Annotated in this window: 25 protein-coding genes; 11 read left to right on the top strand and 14 right to left on the bottom strand. The window is 33.8% G+C overall.

Going from position 1 to position 26,805, the window contains the following annotated elements:
• The 5 genes from GTZ96_RS12325 (at position 1) to GTZ96_RS12305 (ending at position 7,378) form a co-directional block, all read left to right on the top strand.
• The gene (locus GTZ96_RS12325) at positions 1-1,698 is read left to right on the top strand and encodes a RagB/SusD family nutrient uptake outer membrane protein (protein WP_161644220.1); all 1,698 of its coding nucleotides are present in this window, start codon (positions 1-3) and stop codon (positions 1,696-1,698) included.
• Positions 1,699-1,730: 32 nt separating this feature from the next.
• A complete protein-coding gene (locus GTZ96_RS12320; protein ID WP_161644219.1) occupies positions 1,731-3,125 on the top strand; it encodes a DUF4960 domain-containing protein in 1,395 nt (464 codons plus the stop codon).
• A gap of 22 nt (positions 3,126-3,147) precedes the next feature.
• Positions 3,148-4,698, top strand: a complete 1,551-nt coding sequence (locus GTZ96_RS12315) for a glycoside hydrolase family 32 protein (RefSeq protein ID WP_161644218.1) — start codon at positions 3,148-3,150, stop codon at positions 4,696-4,698.
• 121 nt (positions 4,699-4,819) lie between these two features.
• Entirely contained in the window at positions 4,820-5,716 is an 897-nt protein-coding gene (locus GTZ96_RS12310) for a carbohydrate kinase family protein (RefSeq protein ID WP_161644217.1), read from the top strand.
• A 225-nt stretch (positions 5,717-5,941) separates the two neighbouring features.
• Complete coding sequence (locus GTZ96_RS12305; RefSeq protein WP_161644216.1) at positions 5,942-7,378, top strand: glycoside hydrolase family 32 protein; 1,437 nt, start codon at positions 5,942-5,944, stop codon at positions 7,376-7,378.
• A gap of 258 nt (positions 7,379-7,636) precedes the next feature.
• Here GTZ96_RS12305 and rpe read toward each other — a convergent pair whose 3' ends face one another.
• Both rpe and GTZ96_RS12295 read right to left on the bottom strand, forming a co-directional pair.
• A complete protein-coding gene (gene rpe / locus GTZ96_RS12300; RefSeq protein WP_161644215.1) occupies positions 7,637-8,299 on the bottom strand; it encodes a ribulose-phosphate 3-epimerase in 663 nt (220 codons plus the stop codon).
• A 157-nt stretch (positions 8,300-8,456) separates the two neighbouring features.
• The gene (locus GTZ96_RS12295; RefSeq protein ID WP_007804760.1) at positions 8,457-9,320 is read right to left on the bottom strand and encodes a sigma-70 family RNA polymerase sigma factor; all 864 of its coding nucleotides are present in this window, start codon (positions 9,318-9,320) and stop codon (positions 8,457-8,459) included.
• Between the two features lie 238 nt (positions 9,321-9,558).
• Here GTZ96_RS12295 and GTZ96_RS12290 point away from each other — a divergent pair, with 238 nt between their 5' ends.
• Positions 9,559-10,065, top strand: a complete 507-nt coding sequence (locus GTZ96_RS12290; RefSeq protein WP_161644214.1) for a hypothetical protein — start codon at positions 9,559-9,561, stop codon at positions 10,063-10,065.
• A gap of 103 nt (positions 10,066-10,168) precedes the next feature.
• Here the strand turns inward: GTZ96_RS12290 and GTZ96_RS12285 are convergent, their stop codons facing one another.
• The 3 genes from GTZ96_RS12285 to GTZ96_RS12275 all read right to left on the bottom strand — a co-directional run bounded on the left by GTZ96_RS12285 (position 10,169) and on the right by GTZ96_RS12275 (position 13,890).
• Positions 10,169-12,304, bottom strand: a complete 2,136-nt coding sequence (locus GTZ96_RS12285) for a polyribonucleotide nucleotidyltransferase (RefSeq protein WP_161644213.1) — start codon at positions 12,302-12,304, stop codon at positions 10,169-10,171.
• A 201-nt stretch (positions 12,305-12,505) separates the two neighbouring features.
• Complete coding sequence (gene rpsO, locus GTZ96_RS12280; protein WP_161644212.1) at positions 12,506-12,775, bottom strand: 30S ribosomal protein S15; 270 nt, start codon at positions 12,773-12,775, stop codon at positions 12,506-12,508.
• Between the two features lie 110 nt (positions 12,776-12,885).
• The gene (locus tag GTZ96_RS12275) at positions 12,886-13,890 is read right to left on the bottom strand and encodes an energy transducer TonB (protein WP_235972972.1); all 1,005 of its coding nucleotides are present in this window, start codon (positions 13,888-13,890) and stop codon (positions 12,886-12,888) included.
• Positions 13,891-14,011: 121 nt separating this feature from the next.
• On the opposite strand from GTZ96_RS12275, the gene xrtF reads away from it, so the two are divergent.
• The 5 genes from xrtF (at position 14,012) to GTZ96_RS12250 (ending at position 18,042) form a co-directional block, all read left to right on the top strand.
• Positions 14,012-14,548: an exosortase family protein XrtF gene (gene xrtF / locus GTZ96_RS12270; RefSeq protein ID WP_161644211.1), complete on the top strand. Its 537-nt coding sequence runs from the start codon at positions 14,012-14,014 to the stop codon at positions 14,546-14,548.
• Positions 14,538-14,969 (top strand): exosortase F system-associated membrane protein, encoded by a 432-nt coding sequence (locus GTZ96_RS12265; RefSeq protein ID WP_161644210.1) that lies wholly within the window; start codon positions 14,538-14,540, stop codon positions 14,967-14,969. The genes xrtF and GTZ96_RS12265 overlap by 11 nt, the downstream gene beginning before the upstream one ends.
• A 58-nt stretch (positions 14,970-15,027) precedes the next feature.
• The gene (locus tag GTZ96_RS12260; RefSeq protein ID WP_161644209.1) at positions 15,028-15,858 is read left to right on the top strand and encodes a restriction endonuclease; all 831 of its coding nucleotides are present in this window, start codon (positions 15,028-15,030) and stop codon (positions 15,856-15,858) included.
• 16 nt (positions 15,859-15,874) lie between these two features.
• On the top strand, positions 15,875-17,230 hold the full coding sequence (locus GTZ96_RS12255) for an MBL fold metallo-hydrolase RNA specificity domain-containing protein (protein ID WP_161644208.1): 1,356 nt from the start codon (positions 15,875-15,877) through the stop codon (positions 17,228-17,230).
• Positions 17,231-17,358: 128 nt separating this feature from the next.
• Positions 17,359-18,042 carry a DedA family protein gene (locus GTZ96_RS12250; RefSeq protein ID WP_161644207.1) on the top strand — a complete coding sequence of 228 codons (684 nt, stop codon included), beginning with the start codon at positions 17,359-17,361 and terminating at the stop codon, positions 18,040-18,042.
• Between the two features lie 129 nt (positions 18,043-18,171).
• Here the strand turns inward: GTZ96_RS12250 and groL are convergent, their stop codons facing one another.
• The 9 genes from groL to GTZ96_RS12205 form a co-directional block, all read right to left on the bottom strand.
• The gene (gene groL / locus GTZ96_RS12245; RefSeq protein ID WP_161644206.1) at positions 18,172-19,800 is read right to left on the bottom strand and encodes a chaperonin GroEL; all 1,629 of its coding nucleotides are present in this window, start codon (positions 19,798-19,800) and stop codon (positions 18,172-18,174) included.
• Between the two features lie 72 nt (positions 19,801-19,872).
• Positions 19,873-20,148 carry a co-chaperone GroES gene (locus GTZ96_RS12240; RefSeq protein WP_035670228.1) on the bottom strand — a complete coding sequence of 92 codons (276 nt, stop codon included), beginning with the start codon at positions 20,146-20,148 and terminating at the stop codon, positions 19,873-19,875.
• A 142-nt stretch (positions 20,149-20,290) separates the two neighbouring features.
• Positions 20,291-20,620, bottom strand: coding sequence for a preprotein translocase subunit SecG (gene secG / locus GTZ96_RS12235; protein WP_161644205.1), 330 nt, complete (start codon positions 20,618-20,620; stop codon positions 20,291-20,293).
• Between the two features lie 3 nt (positions 20,621-20,623).
• Positions 20,624-21,487: a tetratricopeptide repeat protein gene (locus tag GTZ96_RS12230; RefSeq protein WP_161644204.1), complete on the bottom strand. Its 864-nt coding sequence runs from the start codon at positions 21,485-21,487 to the stop codon at positions 20,624-20,626.
• 24 nt (positions 21,488-21,511) lie between these two features.
• A complete protein-coding gene (locus GTZ96_RS12225; protein WP_161644245.1) occupies positions 21,512-22,015 on the bottom strand; it encodes an LptE family protein in 504 nt (167 codons plus the stop codon).
• A 100-nt stretch (positions 22,016-22,115) separates the two neighbouring features.
• Positions 22,116-23,372 carry a sigma 54-interacting transcriptional regulator gene (locus GTZ96_RS12220; protein ID WP_161644203.1) on the bottom strand — a complete coding sequence of 419 codons (1,257 nt, stop codon included), beginning with the start codon at positions 23,370-23,372 and terminating at the stop codon, positions 22,116-22,118.
• A 76-nt stretch (positions 23,373-23,448) separates the two neighbouring features.
• On the bottom strand, positions 23,449-23,595 hold the full coding sequence (locus GTZ96_RS12215; protein WP_161644202.1) for a hypothetical protein: 147 nt from the start codon (positions 23,593-23,595) through the stop codon (positions 23,449-23,451).
• A 125-nt stretch (positions 23,596-23,720) separates the two neighbouring features.
• Complete coding sequence (gene miaB / locus GTZ96_RS12210; RefSeq protein ID WP_161644201.1) at positions 23,721-25,166, bottom strand: tRNA (N6-isopentenyl adenosine(37)-C2)-methylthiotransferase MiaB; 1,446 nt, start codon at positions 25,164-25,166, stop codon at positions 23,721-23,723.
• A gap of 300 nt (positions 25,167-25,466) precedes the next feature.
• The gene (locus tag GTZ96_RS12205) at positions 25,467-25,853 is read right to left on the bottom strand and encodes a hypothetical protein (RefSeq protein ID WP_161644200.1); all 387 of its coding nucleotides are present in this window, start codon (positions 25,851-25,853) and stop codon (positions 25,467-25,469) included.
• Between the last annotated feature and the right edge of the window lie 952 nt (positions 25,854-26,805).

Below are 26,805 nucleotides of genomic sequence, written 5' to 3'. Positions count from 1 at the left end.
ATGAAAAAAATATATTCTGTTTTAGGACTTATAATCCTGATAACTATATCTTCCTGTTCTGCTGATTATTTAGTAGAGAATCCAAAAGGGGTGCTTTCACAAGATGTGCTGGTGACTCCTGAAAATGTAGATGGATTTATGAATGCCGCTTATTCATCGTTAGGGAATGATCATTACGATACTCCTTTTAGTCTATGGCCTTATGGGAATGTCCGTTCAGATGATGCATATAAGGGAGGAAGTGGGCCAAATGATATTCAGGCCTTTCATTTTTTTGAAGTATCTAATAATATTCGTTCTGATTTTGGCGAATTGGATCGTTTTTGGTACATAAGTTATGTAGGGATTTCAAGAGCAAATAAAGCACTGGCGGCTTTGAATCTATTAACAAAAGAGCAATATCCTCTTAAAGAAACCAGAGAAGCTGAGATGCGTTTTTTGAGAGGTCATTTTTACTTTATGCTTAAAATAATGTATAGAAATGTTCCGTATGTAACAGAAGAGACCCCTATTGCCGATTATGCTAAAATTTCAAATCGTGAATTGACTAATGACCAATTATGGGATGCAATTGCAGCAGATTTTCAAGCAGCGGCAGATAAACTTCCACAAACACAGCCTGAGGTTGGTCGTGCAACAAAGTTAGCAGCTTATTCTTATTTGGCAAAAGTACGTTTATATCAGGCTTATCAACAAGATGATAATTATAATGTAGTTAGCATAAACCACGAAAGACTTCAACAAGTTATTGATGCAACCGATCAAGTAATCGGAAAAGCACAACTTGAATCTGATTTTGGTAATAATTTTATGCCTGGTGAATACGAAAATGGTAAGGAATCAATTTTTGCTATTCAATATTCTGCTAATGATGGAACACTTCATGGTCGAATTAATTATTCGGATGTATTGGCTACACCTCAAGGTATAGGTTGTTGTGATTTCCATAAACCGAGCCAAAATTTGGTTAATGCATTTAAGACTTCGGCTGATGGATTACCAATGTTTGATACGTATAACAATGCAGATTTAAATTATAAACAAATTAGCAATTATGATGTAGATCCAAGATTATATCATACAGTGGCAATTCCCGGATTACCTTGGAAATATAGTGCTGATTTAACATTTCAGGAGAACTGGAACCGTTCGCCAGATGCCTATGGGAATTATGCTTCACTAAAAGAGAATGTGGATCCTGCTTGCGGTTGTTTGATTAACGTAGATCCTTTTTATGGGAATACAAAAAATAGAATCCAAATTAGATATGCCGATGTTATATTAATGAGAGCTGAGGCATACATTGAATTAGGACAACATAATGAAGCATTACCACTAATAAATCAGATTCGCCATCGTGCATCACAAAGCAACAAATTTACTTCAGCTTATGACAGTAATGTTAAAATTGCCGAATACATAAATGGTACAAATTGTACTTGGACACAAGGATATGCACGTCAGGCATTACGATGGGAACGCCGTTTAGAATTTGCAATGGAAGGAAATCGTTTTTTCGACTTAGTACGTTGGGGTATTGCGGATCAAACTTTAAACAATTATTATAATATCGAGAAAACAAAGCGTTCGTTTTTTAATGAGGCCCATTTTGATAAAAATAAAGAAGAATATTGTCCGATACCACTTTCTCAAATTAATTTCAGCCAGGGGTTGTATCAACAAAACACAGGTTATTAACTAAATACGAATCAATATCTAAAAAATAAATTATGAAAAGAATTATAATAAATTGCTTGACAGCAATCGCAATGCTTTTTTGTATGCTGACCATTTCATGCAGCAGTGACAATTTTGATAAAAACGGTTTAGAGACTAACGTAGACGTTAGTATAACATCATTCAAGGTAAATGGTATAGATGCTACAATTAATCAAAAAACTAAACAGATTACCTTGACACTCCCTTACGGTTCAACTGTTACAACAGCGGTTCCTGAAATTGTCATTCCGGCAGGGGCATCAATTAATCCTGGATTGGGAACGGCTATCGATTTTACAAATCCAGTATATATTCGTGTAATAAATGGAAATCTATATAAGGACTATGTGGTAAACGTAGTGGTTTTGAATCCAATATTAAGTTTTAAAATTAATAACGTTGAAGCAACAATCAATAATGCAAATAAAACCATTATGATGACTCTGCCTGGAGGGACTAATTTGACTTCATTAACTCCAGTGATAGAATTGTCAACAGGAGTTTCTATTAGTCCTACATCTGGAGTGGCAATCAATTTTTCTTCTCCAGTAATTTATACAATAACTTCAGGTTCAATTTCTGTAAAGTACACAGCAACAGTATCGACTCCGGTAACAGGGATTTCGGTTGCTTTTCTAGGGACTGCAGCTACACGTCAAGGAATTACTAATCTTGATGAGAAAGCAGCATCTGACTGGTTGTTTAATAATTTTTCAAATGTAACTTACATCTCTTTTGATGAAATTAGCGGAGGGGCTAATTTAGCTAATTTTAATGTTATCTGGTGGCATCATGATGCAGCCATAAACTTACCTACTATTGCTTTAAGTAACAATGTGATAACGGCACTAAAAAATTACCGTACTTCTGGGGGGAATTTATTATTGACTTCTTTCGCTTCTCAATATGTAGATGCCCTTGGAATTGTTCCTGCAGGAAAAGGACCAAATAATGTTTGGGGGGATTTTCCTCCTGGTGGATGGGTTGATGCAAATTCATGGGGAATGTCTTTCAAAGGACATGAAAATCACCCTATTTTTCAAAATCTTCAAACTTTTGAAACGGGTAAAGCTAAATTACTCCAAAGCGGTACTTTTAGATTAAATCATACTGCATGGTGGTTTATACCGGAATGGGGAGGATATGTAAATGGTGCAGGTTGGAGATCACAAACTGGAGGTAATAACCTTGCCAGTGAAGACTGGGATGATACTCTTGACGGACGAGTAACTATTTCAGAATTTCCTGGGGGAGCTTCTAATATAAATGTTGTAGAAATCTCGATGGGAGCTTATGACTGGTATAATGAAGCAGATGCCAGCGGGAATCCGAGTCAGGCAAATAGTTTCTTAGGAAACATTCAGCAACTGACTAAAAATAGTATCAATTATTTAGCCGATCATTAAAATAATTTTTAATAAATAAACGATGAAAAAAATATATTGTATAGCTGCTATTTTTTCAATGATGTTTATATCCTGTGCCCAGGATGATATCACTAAAATAAATACAGCAGATATTTACGGAACAGCTAACGTTTTTCCCCAGCCGCCTGTCGGTTGGATGGGAGAAACAGATTCCTATAATACCACGGGTTGGGTAGGTGATGTGATGCCTTATTTTGATAATGGAAAATTTCATCTGTTTTTCCTGCATGATGCCTTGAATAAACCAGCCGGTAAAGGATATCACGATATTCAAGAGTTTGAAACTTCTGATCTTGTGAATTTTGATTATAATGGACGAATGATTCCTTATGGTACGACTAATGAAGCGGATTTTGGTGTTGGTACAGGCTCAGTTGTAAAAGTTGGAAATCTTTATTATTTCTATTATACCGGAAATAATGGTATCGCTTCTTTTCTTCAAAATAATCCGAGGGAAAGTGTTCTTTGCGCTACAAGTCCAGATTTAAAGAATTGGACAAAAATCAAATCATTTAAACTTACCGCTCCTGTGGGCTATAATGATTATGATTTTCGTGATCCACATGTGTTTTACAATAGTGAAGACAGTAAATATCACATGATAGTTAGTACGATGACTAATTCAGGACATAAAGCAGTGTTATTGCATTTTATAACAACAGATCCTTCGGTAAACAATTGGGTAGTTCAGAATCCTATTTATACAACAACAGTTGCAGAGAACTATCTGATGATGGAATGTGCTGATATCTTTAAGATGGGAGCTTATTGGTATTTGTTCTTCTCTGAAAATTGGAGTAACACTAAAGGGACACATTACCGTATGGCCACATCATTAAATGGTCCTTGGGTTACTCCTAAAAATGAAATGTTAGACGGAGAATTTCTATATGCTGCTAAAACGGCTTCAGATGGTAATAAGCGATACCTTTTTGGATGGACAGCACGTCGTTCCTCTGAGACCGATTTGGGAAACAAGGATTGGGCTGGAAATTTGGTAACCTATGAACTTACACAGAATAGTGACAGTACTTTAGGCCTGAAAATTCCCGAATCGGTTTCAAATCATTTTACAACACCTATCAAGTTAGAAATTCAAGATAATTTAGGGGATGTTACTGAGAATACAGGCAGTTTTTCTTTAGACGGAAGTAATTCCCCTGCAGTGTTACTATTTTCTAAACTTGAGAAATCGAGTAAAATCCATACCCAGATGTCCTATACTGGCAACACTGGCAATACTGGATTTGTATTTGCGTCAGATAATATGTCTAACAGTTATTATAAAATAGTTTTCGAACCATCTAATAACAGAATTGCCGGATATTTTGTCAAAGGAACTAATTCAGTTGAGGTTACTCGTGTTCCGATAACAATAGAAGCTGGGAAAACCTATGATTTAGACTTGGTTTGTGATGGTAGTGTTTGTATTTTATATGTTAATGGAAAAGGGGCATTAAGTAATCGAATTTATGGAATGAGAGGGCAAAAATGGGGATTGATTACTCAGACTTTAAATGCGACTTATAGTATTCCATTACTGACAAAATAAATTAAATAGCGATAAAGTCTATTTAGTTTTCAATATGAGTTTTAATGTAGTTTAATAATTTTTTTGGTTAATGTTTAAAGGCAAGTAAATAAACTTGCCTTTAATTTTTGGTTTTTTAATTATGGATAAAAAGTATATTTTAAATGTCGTTTGCTTTGGCGAGGTTTTATGGGATCTTTTTCCGACGCATAAAAAAATAGGCGGTGCTCCGTTGAATGTTGCCCTTCGAATGAATTCTTTAGGGGTGAAAACAACGATGATAAGTCGAGTTGGAGCTGATGAAGATGGAGATGGAATTTTATCTTTTGTAAACGAGCAGGGTGTCAGTTCTGATTCTATTCAAGTTGGGGCAGATTATAAAACAGGAGTAGTCCATGTAATGGTTAATGATAAAGGAAATGCTTCTTATGACATTCACTATCCTTCTTCCTGGGATAAAATTGTACCGACAAAAGAAATGGATGAAAAAGTTTCAGAAGCCGATGCCTTTGTTTTTGGGAGTTTGATATGCCGTGATGAGGTTTCCAGATCTACACTGTATGGTCTTTTAGATAAGGCTGAATATAAAGTTTTGGATGCCAATTTGAGAGCGCCGTATTATACAGCAGAAGTACTTCTCGAATTAATGTCTAAAGCTGATTTCATCAAGCTCAATGATGAAGAACTGCATGAGATAAGTCAATTATTAGAATCGCCGTATCATTCTTTCGAACAAAACATTAAATTCATCGCTAAAAAAACAAATACAAAACATGTTTGTGTGACCAAAGGGGCTTTTGGTGCTGTTTTGTATTACAATGATAAGTTTTATTACAACAGCGGTTATTTCATAAAAGTAGTGGATACCGTTGGGGCAGGAGATTCTTTTCTGGCATCTTTAATTATAAGATTGTTGAGAGGCAAATCGCCACAAAAATCGTTGAATTATGCTTGTGCCATTGGTGCATTGGTGGCAGGCCACGAAGGAGCCAATCCTAAAATTTCGGATAAAGAGATTAAAAAGTTTATGATGGTTTAATTTTTTTTTTTTTTTTTTTCAATAATACTTTATTTCTTCCTTTTGCATATAACAAAGTAGAATAAAGTGTTAAGCTACTTTTTGAGTAGTAGAAAACAAAGAATGATATTGAAAACATTTGCTGTCAACAGAAGATTAAAAAGGAATTCAAGGTTAGTCAACTTAGCTACATCTTGAAATAGTTTTAGTAATTAAAGTTCAATTTTTTTAATAATAAATAATACGATGAATAAAATAAACAATTTTGGTTTTTACATCTTATGTATTCTTTTTATTGGAATGCAGGTGACTGTTTATGGGCAGTTTAAACCGCAAGGTAAAGTGGATTACAATGAAAATTTTCGAGGGCAGTATCATTTTAGCCCTAAAACAGGCTGGATGAATGATATTAATGGATTGGTTTATCAGGGAGGCAAATATCATATGATTTACCAATGGGGAGAACAGGTGAGACATGGGGGGTATGCAACTTCGACTGATTTATTACATTGGAAAGATGAAGGTATTGCGTTGATTCCCCTCAAATCAGATTTACCAGATGCTGCAATAAGAAATGCAGCCTGTAATGAAGTTTTTTCAGGAAGTGCAGTTGTTGTTTCAGGTAAAGCTTCCCAAAAAATTACCGGAACAGAAAAAGAGGCAATTGTTGCCATTTATACAGGTACGGGAGTTGGAACATGTCTTTCATGGTCTATAGATTCAGGGAACACATGGCACGATTATAAAAAAAATCCGGTAGCGAATGTTACTAAAGGTGCCGATCCAAGAGATCCGCGTGTTTTCTTTCATAAACCAAGCAATAAATGGGTAATGGCAATATATGAAAAGGGTACCACTTTTTATGGGTCAACCGATTTGATCAACTGGACCTTTTTGAGTAATATTGGTTTTGGCTTTGAGTGTCCGGACATATTTGAATTACTACTGGATGGGGATAAAAACAATATGAAATGGATTTTAATGGATGCAAATGGCTCTTATCTGGTAGGTAATTTTGATGGGACTAGTTTTAAACCGGATGCAGGACAAAAAACACAAATAATGACGTTAGGAAACGATTTTTATGCTGCTCAAACCTTTACTTTGGGAAGTCTTCCTAATAATGACAATAGAATTATTCAACTTGCATGGATGGATCATTGGAACGGAGGTCTTGGCGAAAGTATATGGAAAAGAAATGCCACTTTCCCTGTTTCGGTTGGACTGGTAACTTATGCCGGACAAATGCGAATAACACGAAATCCTATAAATGAAATTGCTTCTTTGTATTCAAATGAAAACAAATGGGATAGTCAAATTGTTAGTCCTGATAGTAATCTTTTATCTTCTATAAAATCTAAACAATTTGAAATTGTTGCAGAATTTGATTTAACAAATACAACTGCTTCAAAGTTTGGATTCAAAATAGCCAATAAAACGGTTGCTTATCATGTTAAGAGTAATGTTTTACTTGATGAAGAGCTCAAACCAAATGCGTTAAATAGGATTAAAATAAGGATGCTTGTTGACTGGGGGCAACTTGAGGTTTTTGCTAACGAAGGGATTTATTCTTATTCTGAACAATTTGCTTTTTCACCAGAAAATAATGATATCTCATTGTTTTCAGATGGGAGTATTAAATTGGTCTCTATGGAGTTTCATGAAATTTCAAAAATATGGTAATTGTATTAATATAGTATCAACTTGATTGTCATTACAAAAAGCTATAATTATTAAACTATTGCGACCGTTGTGCCGGACGTCAATCTAAGAGGTCCCCTATTGTATTAGGAAGTATTTAATGAATGGTACATTGGTCGCAGGTCACGAAGGAGCCAATCCTAAGATTTCCGACAAAGAAATTAAAAAGTTCATGATGGTTTAATCTGATTATTTATGATATAAAAAAAGTCCCAAAAAATTTTGGGACTTTTTTACTTTTTATAATGAAGTGATTTTTTTCAAATCAGCGACTGTAGCAATTGGGTCGGCAGCGCTAAAAACATAGCTTCCAGCTACCAGAACGTCAGCTCCGGCTTCTACTAATTGAGCAGCATTTTTATTGGTTACTCCACCGTCAATTTCGATAATGGTTGAAGCTCCTTTTTTGTTGATTAAAGCTTTTAGTTTTCTGATTTTATCGTAGGTGTTTTCAATGAAAGATTGTCCTCCAAAACCAGGATTCACACTCATGATACAAACTAAGTCTATATCGTTGATAACGTCTTCCAGTAAATCAACATTAGTATGTGGATTTAAAGCTACACCCGCTTTCATCCCTTCTGCTTTGATGGCTTGTAGGGTTCTGTGTAAGTGAGTACATGCTTCAAGGTGAACTGTAAGTACATTAGCACCTAATTTTTTGAAAGTAGAAATATATCTATCTGGATCAACAATCATCAAATGTACGTCGATAGTTTTTGTAGCATGTCTTTTGATGGCTTCTAAAACTGGCATTCCGAAAGAAATATTAGGAACAAAAACACCGTCCATGATGTCGATGTGAAACCAGTCTGCTTCACTAGTATTAATCATTTTGATGTCGCGTTCCAGATTAGCAAAATCAGCAGCTAATACTGATGGAGCAATAAGTGTGTTTTTCATTATGGTTGTGTTGTGTGTTGAATTTTTTGCAAAGGTACAAAATCAAATGTTTTTTCATTCGTTTTTTGATTAATCAACTGCTGTGGTTTGTAATAGGAATTGATTAAATAAAAAAACTCCAGTTTTGAGCTGGAGTTTTAAGAGATTAATGCGAGGATTAACCTAAATATGTTTTTAAGATTTTACTTCTAGAAGTATGTTTTAATCTGCGGATGGCTTTTTCTTTAATTTGGCGCACGCGTTCACGAGTTAAGTCAAAAGTTTCTCCAATTTCTTCTAGAGTCATTGGGTGTTGATCACCAAGACCAAAATACAAACGAACTACATCAGCCTCACGTGGAGTTAATGTTTCTAATGAACGTTCGATTTCAGTACGTAACGATTCGTGGATTAATTCTCTGTCAGGATTTGGAGACTCACCAGAACGTAAAACGTCATAAAGGTTAGAATCTTCTCCTTCAACAAGAGGAGCATCCATGGATAAGTGACGACCAGAGTTTTTCATAGACTCTTTTACGTCATTTACAGTCATGTCTAGTTCTTTTGCAATTTCCTCAGCAGATGGTGGACGCTCATTAGATTGTTCTAATAAAGCATACATTTTGTTGATTTTATTGATAGAACCAATTTTGTTTAAAGGCAAACGTACAATACGAGATTGTTCAGCTAAAGCTTGTAAAATAGATTGACGAATCCACCATACAGCGTAAGAGATGAATTTGAAACCACGAGTTTCATCAAAACGTTGTGCAGCTTTAATCAAACCTAAGTTTCCTTCGTTAATTAAATCAGGAAGTGTTAATCCTTGATTTTGGTATTGTTTTGCTACCGAAACAACGAAACGTAAATTGGCTTTTGTCAATTTCTCAAGAGCTCTTTGATCTCCAGCTTTGATGCGTTGTGCTAATTCTACTTCTTCGTCAGCAGTGATAAGGTCAACTTTTCCAATTTCTTGTAAATATTTGTCTAATGAAGCAGTTTCACGATTGGTAACCTGCTTGGTGATTTTAAGTTGTCTCATGATTTTGTTGTCCCAATTTTTAAAGTGTACAATTGGTTATACGTATGAGATTTGAAAAAGTTACAATATTTTGGAAATAATTTATTTAATTTCAATATTGGGTTTTTAATTTGGTGTTTTGTTGTTCAGTTATAGTAGTTTAACTTCTGTTCTTATTACTTGTTAATTTTTTGTAAAGACTGTGTTTTGTGTTTTAAAGTTGAGTAAATTTATTATCTAATCTTAAAATTATAGTATCATGAAAAATGTGATTTTATTTTGTTTCCTTTTGGTTTGCTCTAGTTCATTTTATGCTCAAGATGCTGCTGGTAGTAAAGTTTTAAAAGAGAAAAAGGAAAAAGTAGCTATCGAAAAGAAAAAAGTCGATCAAGAAGCTAAAGAAAAAGTAGCAACTGCTGCAGATAAGAAAAAGAAACTAACCGAAGCAGCTAAGACCAAAAAAGAAGCTGCTGAAAAGAAAAAAAAGGATGTAACTAGCGATGTTAAAAAAGAGGTGAAAGCCAAGAAAGAAGCGGCAACTACTATGGCTGCTGAAAAAGCGAAAACAGCTAAAGAAAAAGCTACTGCAACGAAAGAGAAAACCACAGTGACAAAAGAGAAAGCTACATCAGTTAAAGAAAAAGCTACGGCAGCAAAAGATAAGGTTTCAGGAACTTATAACGGGAAAAAGGTATATACTGGTCCAAAAGGAGGGAAGTATTACATTAACAAAAACGGAAATAAAACCTATATTGATAAAGAATAATTTCTGGTTCTAATTTAGAAATTGAAATAAAACAAAAATCCCATCTCGTTCTAAAAACGAGATAGGATTTTTTATAATAAACCTTCAGTAAACTAAGATCTGATTACTCTTGTTTAGCCTCGCGTGGAGGGCGTGCGATAAGTGCTTTTCTTGACACTTTCTCTTTTTTAGTTTTAGGGTCAACTCCTAAGTATTTCACTTGGAATACATCGCCCATATTCACTACATCAGTTACGTTTTCAGTACGTTCCCAAGCTAACTCAGATACGTGTAATAAAACTTCGTTTCCTGGTGCTTCAGCATATTCTACTACTGCACCAAAATCTAGCATTTTAATTACTTTTACTTCATAAGCTTCTCCCATTTGTGGTTTGAAAGTGATTGACTTAATTTTAGCCAATACTGCTTCAATTCCAGCAGGATCTGTTCCTAAGATTTCGATAACTCCTTGTTCGTCTACTTCGTTGATTACGATAGTTGTTCCAGTAGCTTTTTGTAATTCCTGAATTACTTTTCCACCAGGTCCAATTAAGGCTCCAATAAAGTTTCCAGGAATAGTTCTGGTGATAATTTTAGGAGCATACGTCTTAACATCTGCTTTTGGAGCTGCTAAAGTTTCGATTAATTTTCCAAGGATATGCAAACGACCGTCACGAGCTTGTGCTAATGCCGCTTCCATAATTTCGTATTTCAATCCGTCAATTTTGATGTCCATTTGACAAGCTGTAATTCCTTCAGAAGTTCCCGTTACCTTGAAATCCATATCTCCTAAGTGATCTTCGTCACCTAAAATATCAGACAATACAGCAAAACGCTCTCCGTCAGTAATCAATCCCATTGCAATTCCAGAAACTGGACGAATCATTTGAATACCAGCATCCATTAATGATAATGTTCCAGCACAAACTGTTGCCATAGAAGATGAACCGTTTGATTCTAATACTTCAGATACTACACGAATAGTATAAGGACAATCAGCAGGAATCATGTTTTTCAAAGCTCTTTGAGCTAAGTTTCCGTGACCTACTTCTCTTCTTGAAGTTCCTCTTAATGGACGTGCTTCACCAGTTGAGAAAGGAGGGAAGTTGTAATGTAAGTAGAATTTTTCTTCTCCTTGTTCAGATGGAGAGTCAATTTGGTTAGCTTCTCTAGATGTTCCTAAAGTTGCAGTTGCCAAAGCTTGAGTTTCTCCACGTGTAAATAATGCAGATCCGTGTACCGATGGTAAGTAATCTACTTCACACCAGATAGGTCTGATTTCAGTAGTTTTTCTTCCGTCTAAACGTGTTCCTAAATCTAGGGTTACGTTACGAACCGCTTCTTTGTTTGTTTTGTAAAAGTATTTAGAAACTAAATCGCCATTTTCTGCCAATTCTTCTTCTGTAAATAAGGCTTTTACTTCTTCTTTTACTTCTGCAAATGCAGCAGTACGTTCTTGTTTAGAAGAACCTTTACTTGCAATAGCATAAATTTTATCATAAGCTGCTGCTTTTACTTTAGCGTAAATAGCTTCATCTTCTTTTTCTCCTTCGTAAGTGCGAACTTCTTTTTTTCCAAAAGCAGCTTGCAAACGAAGTTGAGCAGCAATTTGATTTTTGATATGTTCGTGAGCAAATTTAATTGCTTCAAGCATTTCTGCTTCTGAAATCTCTTTCATTTCACCCTCTACCATTGCGATAGAATCCATAGAAGCTCCAATCATCATATCAATATCTGATAATGCTAATTGTGCACGACTTGGATTGATGATGAATTTTCCGTCAACACGACCAACTCTAGCTTCAGAGATTAATGTTTCAAAAGGAATATCAGACAAAGCTAAAGCTGCTGATGCTGCTAAACCTGCTAATGCATCTGGCATTACGTCTTCGTCATAAGACATTAATTGAATCATTACCTGAACTTCAGCATGATAATCATCTGGGAAAAGCGGACGTAAAACACGGTCAACTAAACGCATTGTTAACACTTCGTTGTCGCTTGGACGTGCTTCTCTTTTAAAGAAACCTCCAGGAAAACGACCTGCTGCAGCAAATTTTTCACGATAATCTACCGTTAACGGTAAAAAGTCGATACCTGGACTTGCTTTTCTTGCGGAAACCACTGTACCTAAAATTACAGTTTTTCCAATTCTTACTACTACAGAACCATCAGCTTGTTTAGCTAAACGTCCTGTCTCGATTGTGATGCTTCTGCCATCACTTAAATCGATACTTTCTACAAATAATTGTGGAATCATAAATTTAATTATATAAGTTAAACATGGGAGTTAGTTGTGTGTTGTTGTTGCGTAGTTAATGCCTAAAACCCAATGAAAAACCAAACTTTTTTATTTAAATGATAAAGATTGAAAGTTTAAAAACTAAAAGAAATTTTAATTTTTAAATTTTTCAATCTAAAATTAAAAAAGAGGTACTTGCGCACCTCTTTTTTATATTGACTATTTTCTGATACCCAATACTTTGATAATTTCACGATATCTGTTGATTTCGGTCTTTTTCAAGTAGTCAAGTAAAGATCTTCTTTTACCTACTAATTTCACAAGTGAACGCTCTGTGTTGTAATCGTGACGATTTTTTTTCAAGTGTTCAGTCAAGTGGTTGATTCTGAATGAGAACAAAGCGATTTGTCCTTCTGCAGATCCAGTGTTTTCTGCTTTTCCTCCGTGTTGAGCGAAAATTTCCGCTTTTCCTTCTTTAGTTAAATACATGCTAATATTTTTTTAAATGATTTTTATGTATGTCAAACAGTTATTGTAAGACGGCAGCAAAAGTAATACATTATTTTGAATTGACAATAGAAATCAATTATTTTGAGTGGTTACCAATTTGGATTTGTGTTTTTTATAGTATTTGCTCCTGTTTGAAATGGTTGTGTTTGATTGTTTACTTCTGCTGTTTGTATGGATATTGGTATAGAATACAATACTTTGACAGGAACTCCTCTCATCTTTCCGGGTGTCCATTTGCCATAACTGCTTACGGCTTTAATACCTTCTTGACCTGTACCGTAGCCAAGATCTCTCAGTACTCTAAAATTGGTAAGACTTCCATCTTTGTCTACCACAAAAGTTAAGTATATTTTTCCTCTAAGTCCTTGTACATTGGGTGTTCTGTAATTTCGGCCTATATGTCGGTAAAAATCATCCATTCCTTTTGAAGGATTAGCTTTTTCAATTAGTTCTTTGTATGGATATTTATTGTTGTTTTCATCGGCGCTAATACCTGAAACAAATACTCCGTTTTTATAAATCTCTGTAAAACTATATTTTTCTTTAAGGTGTTTTCCTTCCCAAATTCCTTCTTTTTTTGCGTTTTTAATTTCTCCTTTTTCATAGATTTCATCATCAGTTTCTTCAACTTGTCCGTTACCGTCTATTACTGTTTGTTTTCCTTCGGAATTCCAAAATGCAATCACATTTGTTTCGGTAGTTTTATTTTTGGCGTCCCATACCATCTCTTTTTCAGACTTTTTTACATTGTTTTCGTACCACGAAATTTGTTTTCCACTTAATTGATTGTCGACATAGTTTGATTCTTGTTTTTTGTTCCCGTTTTCGTAATAATCAATACGAGTCCCTTCTAATCGTAAAACGTCTTTGTTTTTGGAAGTAGCACTCATGTTTATTTTACCTGATGGATGATAATAATCAGTCACAACATATAAAACTTTTTTAGTGTTGTAATCTTCTACAACTCTAGTATAGAAGATTTTTTTTTCACTTGTAATGTTGTGCAATGAATCTAAATAAAATACTTTGTTTTCTTGTGCAAATAAAGCTGTTGTAGCTAATAATAAAGCTGTGGTTAATAGTTTGGTTTTCATTTTTTTTAGTATAATATTTTTCAAATATAGTAAAATTTGTTGCAGTATTGTATTACAAATGTTAATTTAGTTTTGATGAAAATGATTGACAAAATTTGTATAAATTTGAAAAAATCAAAATTTGAAAAAATATCTTATTCTATATCGCCCTTTTTTGATTTTCCTGGCTAAATTTTTCCTGACTTATTTAGTTTTGAGTTTAATTTATCAAGGATATTTATCGCGTTTTGACGATAATTCGGTTGATTCCTTAACTAAGTTTGTAGCTAAAAATACCGAGCAGCTTTTTAGCTTATTCAATATTGATTTTTTTACCAAAGAGGTTTCTGGAGTTTCTTACATGATGCTGTTTTATAAAAGTAGATACATTGCCCGAATGATTGAAGGTTGTAATGCTATTAGTGTTATTATTTTGTTTATTTCATTTGTGGTTTCTTTTTCGGGTAAATTGAAATCAACATTGTTTTTTATATTTTGGGGTAGCTTTATTGTTTACATTTTAAATGTAATACGTATTGGCTTGTTGTGTATGGCTTTATATTGGTTTCCGGAACAAGGATCGGTATTGCATGAGGTTGTTTTTCCGTTGTTTATATATGGTGTGGTATTTATTTTATGGATAGTTTGGGTTAACAAATATTCGTTGTATGCTAAATAAAATTCTTAAACTGGTATTTGCTTTAGGTCTAGTTTTTTGCCTTGTTTTAGTTCGCTATTACGAGAATGTTTTGTTTTATGATCCTTTTCTGGACTATTTTAAAGGTGATTTTAATCAAATGCCACTGCCTGAATTTGATGTTTTCCGACTGATTTTGAATTTGTTGTTTCGATATGGGTTGAATATGATCATTTCTTTGGGATTAATTTATGTAATTTTCAAAGATTATATGATGATTCAATTTTCCTTTTTTCTCTATCTCGTTGCTTTTTTCGTTTTGTTGATTTTATTTTTTTTAGTCATAAATTATTATGGTTCTGATAATAATTTTTTACTGTTTTATGTTCGAAGATTTTTGATCCAACCTATTTTTGTTTTGCTTTTTATTCCAGCATTTTATTTTCAAAAGCGGCATTCCTGATATTTTTTGTGTAACTTTAAGTAAGTTATTACAGATGATAATTAGTAATTAAAGCGATATGAAAATTGTAAAACATTCTGGTGCAGTTGTTAATTTTAATCCAGAGAAACTTACTAAATCCCTTTTAAAATCTGGAGCTGATGCATTTACGGCCGAATCTATTATGAAAGAAATTACCGACGGAATTTATGAGGGGATTTCGACTAAAAACATCTACAAGAAAGCTTTTTCCTTATTGAAAAAACATACTAATTCTAATGCTGCCCGTTACAATCTTAGAGCAGCTATCGAAATGTTAGGTCCCGAAGGGTTTTATTTTGAAAAATATATTGCCAGACTTTTTGAAGCTGAAAGGTATGAGACTAAGACTAATGTCATCTTGCAAGGTAATTGTGTGATGCATGAAGTGGATATTTTGATAAAAAAAAACAATGTGATTTCTATGGTGGAATGTAAGTTTCATGGCGGGAGAGAGGCTGCTTCCGATGTGAAAGTTCCTCTGTATGTTTTTTCCAGATTCAATGATTTGCACGCTAATGAATATATGCTTTTTTCAAATAAAGAAAGAATAGCTAATTGTTGGATTGTAACTAATACTCGATTTACCGCTGATGCAATAGCTTTTGCAGAATGTTCAGGGATTAATTTGTTAAGTTGGGATTACCCGGAAAAGAGAAGTTTGAAATCAAGAAATAATCATGATTGTTTGTATCCTGTAACTTGTTTGACAACTTTAACTAAGGCTGAAAAAGAAAAACTATTATTGTTAGATGTTATTTTGGTTAAAGAGTTGTTGGGTAATGGGTTAGATTTAAAAGAAATTGGGATTAGTCCAAATAGAATTAAAAACGTTTTAAAAGAAGTGTCTGAATTGTGTAAGTGTTATTAATTTAAGAGAGAACTTTATGAAAATTAAATTTATAGGAGCTGCAGGAACTGTGACCGGATCAAAAACTTTAATTGAAAGTAATGGTATTCGTCTTTTAATTGATTGTGGATTATTTCAAGGTATAAAACCGTTACGGGAACTCAATTGGGAGGATTTACCCGTTTTAGCCTCTACAATTGATTTTGTATTATTGACACATGGACATTTAGATCATTGTGGTTGGTTACCAAGATTAGTGAATCAGGGTTTTAGAGGCAAAATATTTTGTACAAGTCCTACGGTTGAAATTACTAAATTGATTTTGGTAGATAGTGCTAAAATTCAGGAAGAAGATGCTCAAAAAGCAAATGAGGAGAATTGTTCCAAACATGAAATTGCTGAACCCTTGTATACTGTAGAACAAGCAAAAAAGGTCTTTCCGCTTTTTAGTGCTGTTCAGCCCGAAACAACGGTTGCTTTAGAAACAGGAATCGAAGCTGTATTTACTACCTCTGGACATATCATCGGGGCTTGTAGTATCAGTTTGTCTTTAGAAGGGAAAACACTGGTTTTTTCGGGAGATCTAGGTAGAGATAATGATGTGTTGATGTATCCTCCAACCAAACCTAAAGTTGCTGATTTAGTGTTTTTAGAAAGTACCTATGGCGACCGATTGCATCCCGATACCGATCCTAAATTAGAATTAGAAGATTATATCAATACGGCATTTAGAAAAGGAGGAACTGTTATTATTCCGAGTTTTGCAGTTGAAAGAGCTCAGGCTATAATGTATTTATTGTGGGAATTAAAAAAAGAAGGAAGAATTCCTGGCATTCCCTATATCGTTGATTCTCCAATGGGTGTTGGTGCTTTTGAAGTTTTTTTTAATAATGTACAATGGCATAAATTAAGTTTAGCCGATTGTCAGGCAATGAGTAAGATGTTTGTGATCAATTCAGATTATGAAGAGACTCTAGCTGCAATAAATAATAAAGGAGCTAAGGTTGTAATTGCTGCAAGTGGAATGATTACTGGTGGTCGTGTTTTGAGTTATTTGGAAAATTATATCGGAATTCCTGAAACTACAATTATTATAGTAGGTTTTCAAGCAGAAGGAACTAGAGGAAGGAAATTAATCGAGGGGGCTAAGTCCATTAAAATTTTTGGTACTTATTATAATGTACGCGCTAAAATAGTAGAGATAAATGGTCTTTCGGCTCATGGTGATCAAGCTGATTTACTGGATTGGTTGTCAGAATTAGAAAAGAAACCCCAGAGAATATTTTTAGTTCATGGTGAGCCTGCTGCTGCTGACGAATTGCGAATTAAAATCCAAGAACGTTATGGAGTAAATTGCTCTATTCCTTTGATGGGGCAGGAATTTGAATTTTAATAAAAATATACTTCGAAAAGAATACTGTTTTTATCGTTAATAAAACTTTAAAACAAATGAATAAATTGTGGTTGATATAAATTATTCTTACTTTCACCGTCGAAATATTTTGAATAAAATAAGGAAGAATGAATAGTTTTGATTGGAAGAATTTAATTGACCCACTTTTTTATATTCATTTTGATGTGAATGGAATAAAATTAGGTATTTATATAGTATTGTTTATTGTTTTTGCTGAGACAGGATTGTTTGCCGGTTTCTTTTTGCCGGGGGATAGTTTGCTTTTTCTTGCGGGAATTTATAATAGAGACCTGATAGAAAACATATTGTCTATTGAAAGTGATTTTGTGAATGTAACTTTGTTGTCAACACTGGTTGCTTTTGCAGGTATTTTTGGAAATATTGTAGGCTATTGGTTCGGGGCTAAAAGTGGTTATTATCTGTATAATAAAGAGGATAGTTTTTGGTTTAAGAAAAACTACCTTATCCAGTCTAAAGATTTCTTTGAAAGACACGGAGGAAGAGCTATCATTTTTGCTCGATTTTTACCTATTTTCAGAACTTTTGCTCCTATTGTAGCTGGAATAGTTACTATGGAGAGAAAAAAATTCATGTTTTTTAATGTTGTGAGTTCTTTTCTTTGGTCTTTCACATTAATCTTTGCAGGACATTATTTGTATGGTTTCTTGCTAAAAAATTATGATATAGATTTGAAAAAACACATTGAGATTATTGTTATTGCTTTGGTTCTGGTAACACTATTACCAGTAATTCTTAAATTGGCAAAAAAAATACCAGCTTCTAAAGAATAAATTAGCTGAATTTCTATAAACAAAAAATCCGTCTCGTTAAAAATAACGAGACGGATTTTTTTGTTTCAATTCCAATTTTTAGATTTGGAATTTTGGTGTTGTATTTTGTTTTTCTTTTTAGAAAAATTATTACATCATTCCTGGCATTCCGCCACCCATTGGGTTTCCACCGCCATTTTCTTCTTTAATATCAATTAATGCACATTCAGTAGTTAAAATCATTCCTGAAACTGATGCTGCATTTTCTAATGCTACACGAGTTACTTTTTTAGGATCGATAATACCTGCTTTTAGCATATCAACATATTCGTTAGTTTTAGCATTGTATCCAAAATCTCCTTTTCCTTCAGCTACTTTTGCTACAACTACTGAACCTTCAAGACCTGCATTTTCAACAATAGTTCTTAATGGAGATTCAATTGCACGAGAAACAATCTGGATTCCGGTAGCTTCATCAGCGTTTTCAGCTTTAAGGTTAGCTAAAGAAGCTTTTGCTCTTAATAATGCTACACCACCACCAGCAACGATTCCTTCTTCAACAGCAGCACGAGTTGCATGTAAAGCATCGTCAACGCGGTCTTTTTTCTCTTTCATTTCTACTTCAGAAGCAGCACCAACATAAAGTACAGCAACACCTCCAGCTAATTTAGCCAAACGTTCTTGCAATTTTTCTTTGTCGTAATCAGAAGTACTCGCTTCCATTTGACCTTTAATTTGGTTCACACGATTTTTGATCATGTCAGCTTCACCAGCACCGCTTACAATTGTAGTATTGTCTTTGTCGATAGAAACTCTTTTTGCAGTTCCTAGCATTTCGATAGTTGTATTTTCAAGAGTATAACCTCTTTCTTCAGAGATTACAGTTCCACCAGTTAAGATAGCGATATCTTCTAACATTGCTTTTCTTCTGTCTCCAAAACCAGGTGCTTTTACAGCAGCGATTTTAAGGGCTCCACGTAATTTGTTTACCACCAATGTAGATAAAGCTTCTCCGTCAACATCTTCAGCAATAATCAATAATGGCTTTCCTGATTGCGCTACTGGCTCAAGAACTGGTAATAATTCTTTTAAAGAAGAAACTTTTTTGTCGTATAATAAGATGTATGGAGAGTCTAATTCTACTTCCATTTTTTCAGAATTAGTAACGAAATATGGAGAAAGGTATCCTCTGTCAAATTGCATTCCTTCAACTACATCAACAAAAGTATCAGTCCCTTTTGCTTCTTCAACAGTAATAACACCTTCTTTTCCCACTTTTGCGAAAGCAGTAGCGATTAATTCGCCAATAACTTCGTCATTGTTTGCAGAGATAGAAGCAATTTGTTTGATTTTGTCTGAATCACTTCCTACAACCTGAGATTGTTTTGCAAGGTCAGCAACAATAGCTTCAACAGCTTTGTCAATTCCTCTTTTTAAGTCCATTGGGTTAGCTCCGGCAGCAACGTTTTTCAAACCTTCTTTTACGATTGCTTGTGCTAAAACAGTTGCAGTTGTAGTTCCGTCTCCTGCTAAATCATTTGTTTTAGAAGCTACTTCTTTTACCATTTGAGCTCCCATGTTCTCTAATGGGTCTTTTAATTCAATTTCTTTTGCAACAGAAACACCATCTTTAGTAACAACTGGTCCACCAAAAGATCTTCCAATGATTACATTACGACCTTTTGGTCCTAGAGTTACTTTTACTGCATTTGCTAATGCGTCAACACCACGTTTTAATCCGTCACGTGCTTCGATATCAAATTTTATGTCTTTTGCCATTTTTTGTTTTTACTTTATATTTTTGTTTTAAAAATCTTAATACTTTGTACTCAGTTCTTAATACTTGTTTTTTTAGATTATTGCAAGAATATCATCTTCTCTCATAATCAAATAATCTTTTCCTTCTAATTTTAGTTCGGTTCCAGCATATTTACCGTAAAGCACTGAATCACCTATTTTCACTGTCATTGTGTGGTCTTTTGTTCCATTTCCTACAGCAACAACAGTTCCTTTTTGTGGTTTTTCTTTTGCAGTGTCTGGGATGAAAATTCCTGAAGCAGTTTTAGTTTCGGCTGCAACGGGTTCAATAAGAACTCTGTCTGAAAGCGGTTTAATGTTTAATGCCATGTTTTTATATTTTAAATTATGATTTTTATTGTTGCTTTTTTGTTTTCAGAAATTGTGCCATCGCAAATAAGACTGACATATTTTCTTATGAAAAATGCCAGCTTTGACAGGCTGGCATTTTTTAATCTATTTAGAATAGTAATTATTTTGCAGGAGTTGCTGGTGTAACTGGCACAGCTGGTTGAGCAGCAGGAGCAGCAGCTTCAGTGTTGTCAATAATTTTAGAATCAGAGTCGCTTAATGTTCCTGTAAAACTTAAACTTGATAGTAAAATCAAAGCGATTAAAACGATGGCTAAAGTCCAGGTACTTTTATCTAAAAAGTCTGTTGTTTTTTGTACACCACCTAACATTTGTGATCCACCAACTGAAGAAGATAATCCACCACCTTTAGGGTTTTGAACCATAATTACTACGATCAATAGAAAACAAACTATTGTTATTAAAACTAAAAAAATTGAAAATGTGCTCATTACTTAATTATTATTGTTTTGTTGTAAAATCTTAATATCTAATATGCGGTCTGCAAAGAAACTACTTTTTTCTGGATATTTCAAAATTAATATTTCATAAGCTTGAATCGCTTTTTGATATTTTTTTTGTTCCAAATATACTTTGGCTAAAGTCTCGGTCATTAACGAGCTAGTGTCCTCTTTATTGATGTCAATAGTAATGTTTGGGGTACTTCCAGATTTTACAGCCGGGATCCTTGGATTACTTTCGATGAATTTATTGATGATAGATTCTTTTTTCTTTTTAAGTTCATCTTCCTCTTTCGTGCTATTTGAACGGCTTTTAGTTTCCAATTTTCTGTCTATAGGCTGTATTCTTGAAAGTTGAAGCCATTCCTGAAAAGAATGGGTTTCGTTTTTGGAGAAATTTAGAGGTTTGCCTAATTCTAGATTTTCTTCGGGAGTACTTGCTGTTTTTTCAGATTCGATAGGTTGATCTTCTTCAATATCGATTGAAGTAGTAGTTTCGAATTCTACTTTGTTTTCGTTGATTTCTGCTTTTTCTTTCTGAATAATTTCGATACTATCTATTACTTTGATAGCAAGTAGTTCATTTGTTTTCTTTTCGAATAAATCTTTTTGAATGGCATTAAAACTTTCCGAACTGATGAAATCAAATAAAATAGCTCTGTCAGTGGTATGTGCTGCTGTAACTTTTAATGCCGAATTATACTTAAAACTATTTTCATTGTAAAGTCCTTTCAATCGCAAGGCTCTGGCGCTTTGAAAATAAGGAAATTCATCCAATACTTTCTCTAAAGCAAGAGTTTGCTTTTCGGTAATTGTGTTGGGTTTGTTGATTAAATAAGTATAATCGGTTACGTTCATTTTTTTAATATTCAGTTTGCGATGTTACCATTTAGCTAATGATTCATTGAAAATATCTTGGGTAATTCTTTCAAATATCTCTTTTAAAGCGGTGTTTAAAGTAGCTCCCTGCAGTTGTGTTGTTGCAGGATAATCATAATAGAATTCGAAAGTTTTTTCAAAATCGTCAGTCTCTTTCTTCTTGTTCATAAATCTGACATTTACTCGAATTTTTAATCTGTTTTGAGAAGCTTGCTGATCGGCTGTAGCCGTCATTGGGCTTATTCTATAATCGACAATTTCTCCTTCATAAGTTAAATCGGCACCATTTTTTACCAAGTTTAAATTGGTTTGATTTTGAAGAATATCTTGAAGCGCAAGTGTAAATGTTCTATCTATTCCAGGTTCGATTAAATCGGCATTATTTTGAAAGAAATTAACTTGGAAGGTTTTGGCATCAATTTTTCCAGTTCCCGTGAAGTTGTAAATAGAACAACTATTTACGCTTAATGCAATTATTGAAAGTAGAATAAGTTTTATGTATTTCATTTTTTGTTTTAAAAATTGCTTCAACAGTTTGTTAATGATTGGGTCAAAGATATTCATTTTTCAAAGAAACTATTTGTGGCTTTGCATCTTTGTGGCTAAATTACAAATCAAATTGTTTTATTTTTCGATACAATGTTCGCTCCGAAATACCTAATTCATCCGCAGCCGCTTTTCTTTTTCCTTTGTTTTTTTCTAATGACTTTTTAATCATTTCGATTTCTTTTTGCTCTAATCGTAAAACTTCCTCTTCTTCAATGGTTTCTGCAAAAAGATAGTTGTCTTCAGTTTCTCTGTAGTTTTCGTTGTGTGAAGGCGTCATTACAGCTGTTACCGGTTGTTCTTCAAACTCGATTTCGCTATCTTCTTCTTTAGAGCCGTATATTTTCTGAATTAAATTTGGATTAATATCCTGAGCTTTTGCAGTGCCGCTTTTCATTAGTTCCAAAGTCAATTTTTTTAAATCGTTCAAATCACTTTTCATATCAAAAAGTACTTTGTATAAAATATCTCTTTCGGTACTAAAATCACTGTCTGATTTATTGTTTTTAATTACCGATGGGAGGTTGCTACCTTCGGTTGGTGGCAAATAAGCTTGCAAAGTCGCAGCCGAAATATCACGATTGGTTTCCAAGACCGAAATTTGTTCAGCAACGTTTCTAAGTTGACGAATATTTCCGCTCCATCTGTATTTTTGCAATAAATGCACTGCATTTTCAGCTAACTTTAATGGAGGCATTTTGTATTTATGGGCAAAATCGGCAGCAAATTTTCGAAACAATAAATGGATATCCTCTTCACGATCTCGCAAAGCTGGCAAGGCAATGTCTACGGTGCTTAAACGATAATATAAATCTTCACGAAACTTCCCTTTTTCGATAGCATTAAATAGATTAACGTTGGTTGCAGCTACAATTCTTACGTCGGTTTTTTGAACCTGTGAAGAACCTACTTTTAAGAATTCGCCGTTTTCAAGAATACGTAGCAAACGCACTTGGGTAGTTAGCGGTAATTCGCCTACTTCATCAAGGAAAATAGTTCCGCCGTTGGCTACTTCAAAATAACCTTCACGAGTGCTTGTTGCGCCTGTAAAAGCACCTTTTTCGTGACCAAAAAGCTCACTGTCAATGGTTCCTTCGGGAATAGCACCACAGTTTACGGCAATGTATTTACCGTGTTTTCTATGCGATAGCGAATGGATTATTCTCGGAATATTTTCTTTACCAACACCACTTTCTCCGGTAACCAACACCGAAATGTCAGTAGGAGCTACTTGAATGGCTTTTTCTATTGCACGATTGAGCTTTGGGTCATTTCCAATAATCTCAAATCGTTGTTTTATGTTTTGAACTGATTCCATCGTTATTTTATTTAAAGGCTTCGAGAGAACTTTGATATCATTTAAAATGAGAAAAATATATTGATTTTAAAATATCTTATTCATCAGTTTTTGTCAGTGTGTCTTTTACTTGGGCTGTTTTTTCTACTTTATGTTTTGGGAAATAAGTTCTAATAATATAGAAAGTAGCTCCAAATCCAATTATAAAAGTAGCTATAACGATAAGTATTTGTTTCTTTGTCATTTTGTTTTTTTATTTGTCATTGCGAGGAACAAAGCAATCACATCTAGTATATCGATTCCAATTGTTTCGGACTTGTATTAGAGTGATTGCTTCGTTCCTCGCAATGACTCAAAGTGACTAACAACCTAATTCATTTCAGAATATCCTACCGCTTCTCCTTTCAAAGTTCCGCTGGTACAAGAATTGATTTTTACATTCACAAAGTCACCAATTTTATAATCCTCTTTAGGGAAAACTACCGTAATACTTTGAGAGTTTCTTCCTGAGAATTCTTCCTTAGATTTTTTAGAAACTTTTTCGACCAAAACTTCTACTGTTTGTCCAATGAATTCTTCTGAGCGTAACCAGGCGTGTTTTTGTTGTAAATCGACAATTTCTTGTAATCTTCGAGCTTTGGTTTCTTCAGTTACGTCATCTTCCATTTTTCTTCCAGCCAAAGTTCCCGGACGTTCGGAATACGAATACATATAACCAAAATTATATTTTACATATTCCATTAAACTCAAGGTGTCTTGATGATCTTCTTCGGTTTCTGTTGGGAATCCGGCAATCATATCTTGCGAAATCGAACTGTTCGGAATAATACTTCTGATTTTGTCAATCAAAGTCATGTATTCTTCACGGCTATGCAAACGATTCATTTCTTTCAGGATTCTATTGCTTCCTGATTGTACAGGCAAGTGAATGTGTTTACAAATATTAGGATACTTTGCAATAATATGTAAAACACTTTCGTGCATATCTTGCGGGTTAGAAGTCGAAAATCGAATGCGCATTTTAGGAAAAGTAACGGCAACCATTTCTAACAATTGGTCAAAATTTACAGCAGTTGCTTTTTGCATTTCAGTTGCGTTCTCAAAATCTTTTTTCAATCCGCCACCATACCATAAATAGCTATCTACGTTTTGACCTAAGAGCGTGATTTCTTTAAAGCCTTTATCCCATAAATCCTGAATTTCTGCCATGATACTTTGTGGTTCGCGGCTGCGTTCACGACCGCGAGTAAAAGGAACCACGCAAAAAGTACACATGTTATCGCAACCACGGGTGATAGAAACTAAAGCGGTAATTCCGTTGCTCATCAATCGCACTGGCGAAATATCACCGTAAGTTTCTTCTTTTGATAAAATAACATTAATGGCATCACGACCTTCTTCCACTTCGCTCAAAAGATTCGGTAAATCTTTATAAGCGTCAGGACCCACTACTAAGTCTACAATTTTTTCTTCTTCTAAAAACTGACTTTTCAAACGTTCTGCCATACAGCCAAGAACGCCCACTTTCATTTTTGAATTGATGCGTTTTACCGCATTGTATTTTTCTAAACGTTTGCGAATGGTTTGTTCCGCTTTGTCGCGAATCGAACAAGTATTTACTAAAACCAAATCGGCTTCTTCTAAAATCGTTGTTGTGTTGTATCCGTTACCAGACAATATAGAGGCAACTATTTCGCTATCCGAAAAGTTCATTGCGCAGCCATAACTTTCAATATATAATTTTTTAGTATTCTCTGGTTTATTTTCCAGTACAAGGCTTTCACCTTGTTTGCTCTCTTCAATAATCTTTTCCATTCTAGTTGTTTCAAAGCACAAAGATAAGAGAAATCAAACGGATATGACAAGATGTCAGATGAAGAATTAACAAAATTTAAAGGATTGTAGGATTGAAGATTACTAATTTGAATATCTAAACAAATAGAGGTACACTTCAATTTAATATTATTTGAAGCTATTTCCCGCTTTCCATTTCAAGTCCTCGTCTTGTTGTTTGTTTTTTATAAAGTGTTACAAGAGCTTCCTTTGGTCGCTTTGTGACACTAAAAAAAACAGCACAAAAAGACTCCGGGCTTTTCACTTCAATCGGGGCTAAAATCAGGAAATGATATAATCAAAATTGATTCTTCTTGCTCTGTCGAAATATAGTCCTTGATGATTAAGTATTTTAAGTAAGGTTATTTCAATTAACCAAAGACAAAGTTGCCATGCTTCGTGTTTCGTTTCCACGGTAATCTTAACATTTTCAATTGGGTGTACAATATTGTTTCTAATTGTGGTTATAATTCCAGAAATGTCTCTATAATTAGGGTTTTTAATATGGTTTTCAGCGAAAAATTCTAGACTTTTATAATTAGAAAGAATTTCAGAATCAACTAAATTTAAGTATTTAATTAGTTCTCGGAATTTATTAGGAGTCTTGTCAGGATGTTTTTTATTTGTTGAAGTCCAATAATATAATTCTTCTAATCCAGCTTGTGCCATAATTATAGAGCCTTCAATCAAACCAGCTTGATTCTATATACCAATGGATTATTGATGTTAAAAAATCTTTCCCTGAAGCAGATTGCCAAATAGTGCTAAATTCTTTCCACATTAAATTTAGACTATCTATATTTCTATAAAAAAGAAAGGTTTTTACATCTTTATATGTTTCTACTCGTTTTGAATTATAATCAGTCCAAATTTTGCAATCTTCATTGAATCCCATTGTAAATAAACAAGAAAGCTTCCGTCCATTAATAAAACTTATAAAAACATCTAAACAGCTAATAATTTCATTGGTTTCTAGATAACTAAATTTTGTTTTATCTGTTTTTATGATATTTCCAGAATACAAAATATTATATCCTCCAATACTTTTTAGTTCTTGTTCTAGTCTATTATAGTCAAGGTCTTTATCAATTGTGATTGTCCATTCGTTATTTTCAAGTTTAATTCTAGAACAACTTGTTCTTTTATTTGATATAGTTATTTTTTTTACAACTTCCCCAGATATTGATTTTAAATTTGGAATAGAAAACGAAACTAAATCAATTGATTGCTCTATTTCTCCAATTGTAATTTTGTTGAGAAATTTTCCTTTTATTTGTGAACTGTCTGAGCCAATTGATGTTGTTGTGTTTATTATTAAAGCATTTCCTATTTCAGCTTTATTAATTATTGTTTTGTATGTTTTACCTAAATTTTGTAAATAGTTATCAAAATCATAATTATGTATTGTACCTGAAAAAAAACAACCATAATTAGGAAACCAATCGAAATAAATTTCACCACTAACATCTATTTTTTCTGTCTCGTTTTCTATATTAATTAATTGAGTTAGTCATTTAGTTTCTGTATTTTTATGTCTTTAAAAACAGTCGTTATGGAAGTATTTGAAGGACAAAGCATACTAAACTTTATAAAAGAATTGCCAAATGATGAAGCTTGCAAA

Origin of the sequence: Flavobacterium undicola, assembly GCF_009909155.2 — a bacterium.
Taxonomy (GTDB): Bacteria; Bacteroidota; Bacteroidia; order Flavobacteriales; family Flavobacteriaceae; genus Flavobacterium; species Flavobacterium undicola.
Note: the sequence above shows the minus strand (reverse complement) of the source record. Positions and strands in the feature narration are given on the sequence as shown.